The 7,745-nt window shown below is 68.2% G+C and carries 5 protein-coding genes; 4 read left to right on the top strand and 1 reads right to left on the bottom strand.

Annotated features, from left to right (window positions below):
* Positions 1–3,515 (bottom strand): VCBS repeat-containing protein (locus tag AB0J67_RS37595; RefSeq protein WP_363489985.1); only part of this gene is annotated, 3,515 nt, incomplete at its 3' end.
* Positions 3,516–4,386: 871 nt separating this feature from the next.
* On the opposite strand from AB0J67_RS37595, the gene AB0J67_RS37590 reads away from it, so the two are divergent.
* The 4 genes from AB0J67_RS37590 to AB0J67_RS37575 all read left to right on the top strand — a co-directional run bounded on the left by AB0J67_RS37590 (position 4,387) and on the right by AB0J67_RS37575 (position 7,454).
* Positions 4,387–4,599, top strand: a complete 213-nt coding sequence (locus tag AB0J67_RS37590; RefSeq protein WP_363489983.1) for a hypothetical protein — start codon at positions 4,387–4,389, stop codon at positions 4,597–4,599.
* 39 nt (positions 4,600–4,638) lie between these two features.
* Positions 4,639–4,875, top strand: coding sequence for a hypothetical protein (locus AB0J67_RS37585; protein ID WP_363489981.1), 237 nt, complete (start codon positions 4,639–4,641; stop codon positions 4,873–4,875).
* 363 nt (positions 4,876–5,238) lie between these two features.
* A complete protein-coding gene (locus tag AB0J67_RS37580) occupies positions 5,239–6,147 on the top strand; it encodes a DMT family transporter (protein WP_363489979.1) in 909 nt (302 codons plus the stop codon).
* 134 nt (positions 6,148–6,281) lie between these two features.
* Complete coding sequence (locus AB0J67_RS37575; protein WP_363489977.1) at positions 6,282–7,454, top strand: pyridoxal phosphate-dependent aminotransferase; 1,173 nt, start codon at positions 6,282–6,284, stop codon at positions 7,452–7,454.
* The last annotated feature ends 291 nt before the right edge of the window (positions 7,455–7,745 follow it).

Here is a 7,745-nt window from a genome sequence, read left to right as displayed (position 1 = left end):
CGGCTGGTCTTGTCCGGCACACCGGCCGCGGCATCATCGACGGTGACCGTCTGCACCCGGGAGAAGTCCACCGTGTCATAGGTGTAACGGACCTCACCCAGAGCCTTGTACGTGCCGTCCACGACCGCCGCGTCGACGGTCTTGTCCGCCGCGACACGGAACCCGCCCCCGTTCCAGTACACATTGAACGTCGACGTGCTACGACGGACCTCGTCCTTGCCCTCACCATTGACGAACCGGGTCTCACTGACCGACGGCAGCTCCATCACATACTCGCCACCGACCGACTTGGCCACCCACGTCGTCTCGGAGGTCACCGACGGCGGGCTGTCATGACAGGCGTCGAACATCTGCCCACCCGTGCCCGTACACGTCCTGCTGATCGTCATCGACGGCAGCACCGTACGCATCGGATAATCCGCACGCGCCCCCGGGATCTCCAACCCGCCCGGAAGGTTACGAACGTGGTAACTCGGCTCCACGATCGACATCACACCCGGCTGGGTGTTGCCGATACCGGCCGCGTCCACGTGATGACCCATAACCGTGGCCGACAGGATCGGCACACCACCCGGCTGAACCTGGTAGCTGTACATCGTGACGTGCGTCACGTTGTCGGCCACACCGGGGGTCGAGGCGTTGCGGATCGTGTGGGTCTCCTCGTAACCGGAGAACGCCTTACGACCGTACAGGTCGGCCACGAACACCGGCCGGATGTAGCTGTGCTCACTGATGATCGCCGGCTGGCCGTGACCCGGGTCAGCGGTGACGGTAGTCGCCAGCCACTTACCCGCTGCCACGTCACGGGTGTAAGACACAGTGGTCTTACCGCCCGTGCCGTTGGAGACGGTACGCAGCAGCCGCGCCGGGGCGAAAGTGTCACCACTACCCACCACCGGCTTGGCATAACGGACGGTCACGTCGCTGCCGTCTCCGTCGGCGTCCTGGACCAGGTCCTCCAGGCCATCACCGTTGATGTCGATCGCGTCGTGCGTGACCGAGTACCGGTAGTCGGCCCGGTCGTCGAACTCGTTGACCGTGCCGCCGTACTCGCTGCCCTTACCGCTGATTCGCCCCGCGAAATACTGGACGATCGATGGGTCAGCCGGGTGAGATGACACCCACTGACGGCCGCCACCGGCGTACAGCTGAGCCCGGTTGGCACCCCGGTCGTAGAACAGCACATCCGGAAGCCCGTCACGGTCCATGTCACGCAGGCGCGACTTGCCCCACCGCTCCCCGACCGCCGAATACTTCTGCCAGTTCTTCTCCGACAACCGGTCCACCCGGTAGGAGTCCAGGAAATTGGTGTCGTCGGCGTTCTCGCTGAACATCACCTCACCGTCATCATCCGCGGTGCCGAACCCGAGCCCGGTGTTGAAGTTCACCTTCGTGCCGGAGTAGTCGATCGGCCCGTTCCCGCCGGTCTGCTGCCCGACGGCCTCCACCCGGTCAGGCAGCCCGTCACCGTTGAGATCCACGGCGCCCGCAGCCATGACGTTGGTGTACTCACCAGGCCACTGCGGATCCGGATCGGGATCTTCGAACTTCGCGATACGGCGCTCTGACGTCACCAGGTTATGACTCCGCGGCAGATCGACCTCCGGCCACGTGCCCGGCGTCTGGGGAGCCGGACCGACGTTCACACTCGCCGGAAATGCAAGATCCAGAAAGCCGTCACCGTTGACGTCACTCAACACCGAGTCGTTACGCGTCCAGCCTTCCGAACCGGAATACGACGCCATCACGCTGTCCTGCGGCAGCCGCGCGATGTTCTCGTAATGCCACTCAAGCCCACTCGGGTACTCATACGTCGGCGCAGTCGCCGACGAAGCACGCACCTGGGTCGCCGTGGCGGAGAACCCGCTACCGGTATTGCGGTAGACGTAGAAATACTTCTGCCGTTTGGTGATCGCCCGCCGCTCCTCCAACGCCTGAGGGTGCAGAGCCTCATCGAGATACTCCGGCGCCCAATGCGGATCAACCGCTACGCCAGGCTTCTCATCCTCCACGTCGTCGTGGAACGTCGGCGCCGGGATCCCCCGGGTACTGACATACGGGCAGTCCACCGAGGCGACCGTCTGCGTCACCAGATCCGCCAGACCGTCCTTGTCCCAGTCCAGGAAAGCGTGCTTGGCCTGCTGCATCGACCCCCACGCCGCAGTCGTGCCCCACGACGGGCCGTCCACACAGGCAGTGTTCGGGTCACCCCGCCAGCCGCCTGAATCGTCGTTGCTGAACGACCGGTTCAGCGAACACAGCAGCTCACCGGCCCCGTCCTCCGGAACACCAGACCCGACCGGGATGTCGCCCATCTTGCTCCGCAGGCTGAACGACGGAAACGCCGTGTTCTGGAAGAACCCGCTGGCAGTATTCAGAAACACGTCAACCATGCAGCCACCGGTCTGCGGCGTCTGCGCCGCCAGCTTCGGCAGCCCACCACGCCGCTTGAGCATGTCCGGCTTGCGGTCACCGTTGACATCGACATACATCACTCCGACGCTCTCGCCCGACGACTGGCCCGTGGCAAGCAGCCACGACCCTCCGTCCGACGGCATCACATACGACGTCGGACTCTGGCCATCGGCCTGAGCATCAGCCCACACCGGCACCGGACAGAACGACGACTCGCACGCCGTGTAAGGCGTATGCGGCGTCCACGTCCAACCATCCGGATCAAGATTGTTAACCACACTCCCGACGCGCTGAGCACGCTGGTTGGTCTCGACCGACTCAGGCAGCCGCAGATTCGTCAACCCCACCGCCGGCCCGTAATGGGCTTCCTTGGCATAAGAAACCGACTTGCCATACGTGAACCTCGTCGGCGGCAACACCTGCTCCGCAGGACCGTCCTGACCCGCCACAACCGGCCGGTACACCGTCCGCTGCACACTGGCCAACTCCCGGTACGGCGCACCACGCTCCTCCGCCACCGAACCAGTACAACTCTCCGTATCGGCGTTGTAGCCGAGGTCATACCTGCTACGCAGGTCAAACCCAGCACCGGACGTCTTCTTCGTGTAGGTCTTGACCGCGGTCAACTTCCGCGTACCCGACAGCCGGGCATACCCCGCCCGGTAATCCAGCCGCGACCCGATCGCCGGCTGCTTGGCAGCAGCACCACAAAACGCCGGATCAGCCCAAGTGAACTCCACCCGGGCATACGACTGCTCCGACGAATGCGTCTCATACTCGATCGACGTCAGCACAAACTCCCGCGGCTGCGCGCCAGAAGGCGCCGCCGTCGTCCGCCCCACCGTCGCATACGAGTACTTCAGCTCCGCCGGATCATCAAACCCGCTCGGCTCACTCACCCGCACCAACGGCGCAAACGAATACGGATGCTTGTCCTTCTCCCCGAAGTAAGACCTCGTGCCATCAGAGTGCTTCGCCAACCACCACCACGCCAGCGACGTCCCACCCAGATACTCGAACCGGGTCGACATGTTGTCACCGACCGCGCGGTACCCCACCGCCCCAGCCGTGACCACCGGCAACGACACATCCTTCACCAACGGACGACCCTGAGGATCAACAAAATTACGCGGCGCCGCCGCAGACCCCCCATCCGGCCACTCCGGACGCACAGTCCCAGCCGACACATCAACCTTGATCGCCCCACCAGCAGCCAACGACCACCCAGCCGCCACCCCGCCATGGGTCGACCCACCCGACGAATACGACAAACCTACCTGCGGCGCCCGCCCCCCACGCCCCGCCGGCACCTCAAACCTGAACGACTGCTCAAACGAACCATCCCTACTACCACCCGTCGGCGCAGCAGACCCCCCGCCCGCCCCCGCACCCTGCAACAACGCCCCCGCGTTCTCTGACCGCTCCCCATCAGCAGCCGCCGGCGACCCCGGCAACACCGCCAAACCAACCCCAGCGACCAACGCCACGGCAAGCCCGGCAACCCCACGACCCGGCCCACTGCCGGCACCGTCGGCCAGCATTCGCCACCAGCCACGGGCCGTTCTATCGCTCACACCCGATCCACGGCCGTAACCGACGGCCCGAGAGCCGCGATAGCGTAACAAACTGTACATACACGCCTCACGATACAAGTAAGACAGCACAGACGGCGGACGCCGCCTACCCGCACTACGGGCACCGCACGCACCGGGTTCCACAGATCCGCCCCGCGAACATGCCGGTGCACACCCGGCGGTGAACGCTGGGTTGTCCCGGCCGGAGTCGTGCAACGACCCTTACGCACGACTCTGTCTACGACCCGGCATGAGCCATCCGTCGTCGCTTCCTAGAGTTGACCAGATGCGAAGAAGTTTCGGCGGAGTTTGATCGTCGACCCGCACGTGTCCAAGATCAAGGCGTTGAGGGCCGAGTGGCCGCGGGTGCCCTGCCAGTGATCGCCGAGCGGATCAGATGGCCCCACTCCACGGCGCCGCTGCGCAAACGGCTGGCAGTCACCCGCGGCCGCTGTACGTAGGCATCGACCTGGTCGACCGGACGGTCTACGAGCCCGGCGAGGTCACCAGTGCCACCTGTTGTTCACACACGACGATCCCGGTCGCGCGGAGCCAGTCGCGCACGATCCTGCCGGTGCTGATCATGACGCTCACGTTCCCCGGTTCGTGACCGCGGCGATGATCCCGTCGCGGCAGGTAGGCATACCCAGTGGGGGATGTGCCAACGGATCACGCAGGTCGGGCGGCTGCCCAAGGCCATGGCCTGGACCGGGAGTCCGAGATCGGCGGGACTGGCCGGGTCTCAGCGCCGAAGGCCTCGTTCGCCGGCACCCTGGCCACTCAGATCCGGCTGACACCAAGCCGTGGTTCGGAGTTCAAGGGCATGGTCGAGCGGACCAATGGGTTCCTGGAGACCTCGTTGATGCTCGGCCGCCTGTTCACCTGACCGCCCGACTTCAACGACGAGCCCACCGACTGGCTGGTCAGGACCAGCACCCGAACCGTCGGCTCGCTCCACGCCCGCCGGGTCGATCTGCTGCGGATCGACAAACTGTCAATGATCCCGCTGCCGCCGATCGACCCGCCAGCCGGCCTGAACAACTGGATCCGGCTCGGGCTGGACCACTACGTACACACGGACACCGTCGGCTACTCCGTCGTCCCGGCTCGGTCTGCAGATTCGCCGACTAGATCCCCTCGCTGGACACCGTGCGCATGTACTGCGAATGCCAGGTCGTCACCCGCGACGACCGGTCCTGGGTCAAGCTCAACCTGGTTACCGGCGGGGCGGCTCGCGTACGGTCGGGGCATGACGATCAAGGTGGAGTCGCGGACCGGCACCCTGGCGCTGGTCGCGGCGCTGGTGACGGTGCTGTTGTGGGCGTCGGCTTTCGTGGCGATCCGGTACGTCGGCCGCGAGCTGTCCGCCGGCGCGCTGTCCCTGGGGCGGCTCATCGTGGCGGCGGTGGTGCTCGGCGCGATGATGGTGGCCGACGACCGCCGTGCCGCCGTGCCGCGCCCCTGGCCGGGCCGCCGGCACTGGCCGCGCCTGCTGATCGTCGGCGTCGTCTGGTTCGGCGTGTACAACGTCGCGCTCAACCAGGCCGAGCGGCTCATCGACGCGGGCACCGCCGCGATGCTCGTCAACGTCGGCCCGCTGCTCATCGCGATCCTCGCCGGGCTGCTGCTGGGCGAGGGCTTCCCCCGGCCGCTGATCGCGGGCAGCGCGATCGCGTTCGCGGGCGTGGTGCTCATCGGCACGGCGACCTCGACCACCAGTACGGTGAGCACCTGGGGCGCGGTGCTGTGCCTGGTGGCCGCGGTGTCCTACGCCGTCGGCGTGGTCGCGCAGAAGCCGCTGCTGGCGGACCTGTCCGGGCTGCGGGTCACCTGGCTGGCCTGCGTCATCGGCGCCGTGGTGTGCCTGCCGTACGCGCCCACGCTGGTGCGCGAGCTCGCCGCGGCACAGCCCGCCTCCGTGTGGTGGCTGGTCTACCTCGGCGTGTTCCCCACCGCGATCGGCTTCACCACCTGGGCGTACGCGCTGGCGCGCACCAGCGCGGGCCGGCTCGGCGCGACGACGTACCTGGTGCCCGCCGTGGCGATCGTGCTGGCGTGGGCGCTGCTCGGCGAGGTGCCGCCGGTGCTGGCGCTGGCGGGCGGCGCGCTGTGCCTGGTCGGCGTCGCCATCTCCCGCCGCCCGGCGAAGCCGGCCTGACCGCGCACCGCCGGACGGCTCGACGGCGCCTGCGTGGCCGACTGCACAGCACCGGCCGGAGCAGGCGGCGAAAACAGGCCACCTGTCGCGAGGTGGCGCTGTGCGCCGCGCACCGGGGCGGGCAGGATCAGGTGATGACCTTCTCCGCGAACCCTCGCCCCGGCGTGTTCGCCGACGCCGACCGGCCCGGCCGGTTCCCGCCCGCGTCCATGTCGGACCTGGTGGACCGGCCGGTCCGGTACGACCTCGCCGAGAGCACCTGCCCGCCGCTGCGGCTCGGCGAGCTCATGACGCCGGACGTGCTGGCCCGGCTCGACACGATCGAGATCGGCTACGGCACCAGCCAGGGCGATCCGCTGCTGCGCGCGCTCATCGCCGCGGACACCGGCGTCGAAGCCGATCACGTGCTGGTCACGCCCGGCGGCATCGCGGCCATGTTCCTGCTCGCGCTGAGCGTGTGCCGGGCCGGTGACGAGGCGGTCGTGGCGTCGCCCTGCTTCCCGCCGGCGCGGGCCGTCCTGGACGCGCTCGACTGCCGGGTGACGGCCGTCCCGCTGAGCTTCGACGACGGATACCGGCTCGACGTCGACGCCGTCGCGGCCGTGCTCACCCCGGCCGTCCGGCTCGTCTCGCTGGCCTCGCCGCAGAACCCGTCCGGCGTCGGGTTCACCGGGCACGAGGTGCGCGTGCTGCTCGACCGGATGGCCGACGCGGCACCGCAGGCGGTCCTGCTGCTCGACGAGACGTACCGGCAGACCGTCTACGGCGACGCACCGTGGCCGCGCTCGGCCGCGGCCCTGTCGCCGCGGGTCGTCACCTGCTCCTCGCTGTCGAAGTCACACGGCGTGCCGGGCCTGCGGGTCGGGTGGCTGACCGCGACCGACCCCGACCTGTACGAGGCGCTGCGCCGGGCGAAGTTCAACACGCTGATCTCCGGGTCGGGCGTGGACGAGCTGCTGGCGGCCGAGGTCCTGCGGCGGCAGGAGTCGATCCTCGGCCCCCGCCGCGCCGCGCTGGCCGCCGCGCTGACCACGCTCGGCGCCTGGGCCGGCGAGCACCGCGACGCCGTCGAATACGTGCGCCCGGACGGCGGCGCGCTGTGCTGCCTGCGGCTGCGCCCGGACCGCTACGACGACGACGCGGTGCGCCGGTTCCACGACGCGCTCGCCGAGCGGGAGACCCGGGTCGCGCGCGGATCGTGGTTCGGCGAGAGCGACCGGGTGTTCCGGCTCGGCTTCGGCCACCTGCCGCTGCCCGACTTCGCGGCCGCCCTCGACCGGCTGGGCGAAGCGCTGCGGGCGGTGTGACGTGCCCCGGATCGGCGTCACCGGTCACCTGGACCTGTCCCGTTGCAATTGAGTGTTCTCTAGTGAGTACTCGTGTTGCAGTCGGCCGTTGCCGGCCGACGGTCCCCGTCTAACCCACCAGGGTGGTGCGGGGTGGTCGTTTCACAGCCACCTGCCACCACAAGGGTGGTCTTATGGTCGGCTCCACGGCCGTTTAGCGTCTCCCGGCCACTCCGGGCGACGTACTGCCGCAGGTTGATCGCGGCGTTCAGGTCGCGGTCCAGGCACAGGCCGCAGTGTTGGCAGGTGTAG

Source organism: Catellatospora sp. NPDC049609 (assembly GCF_040675365.1).
GTDB lineage: Bacteria > Actinomycetota > Actinomycetes > Mycobacteriales > Micromonosporaceae > Catellatospora.
This window is presented reverse-complemented; position numbering and strand designations above follow the sequence as displayed.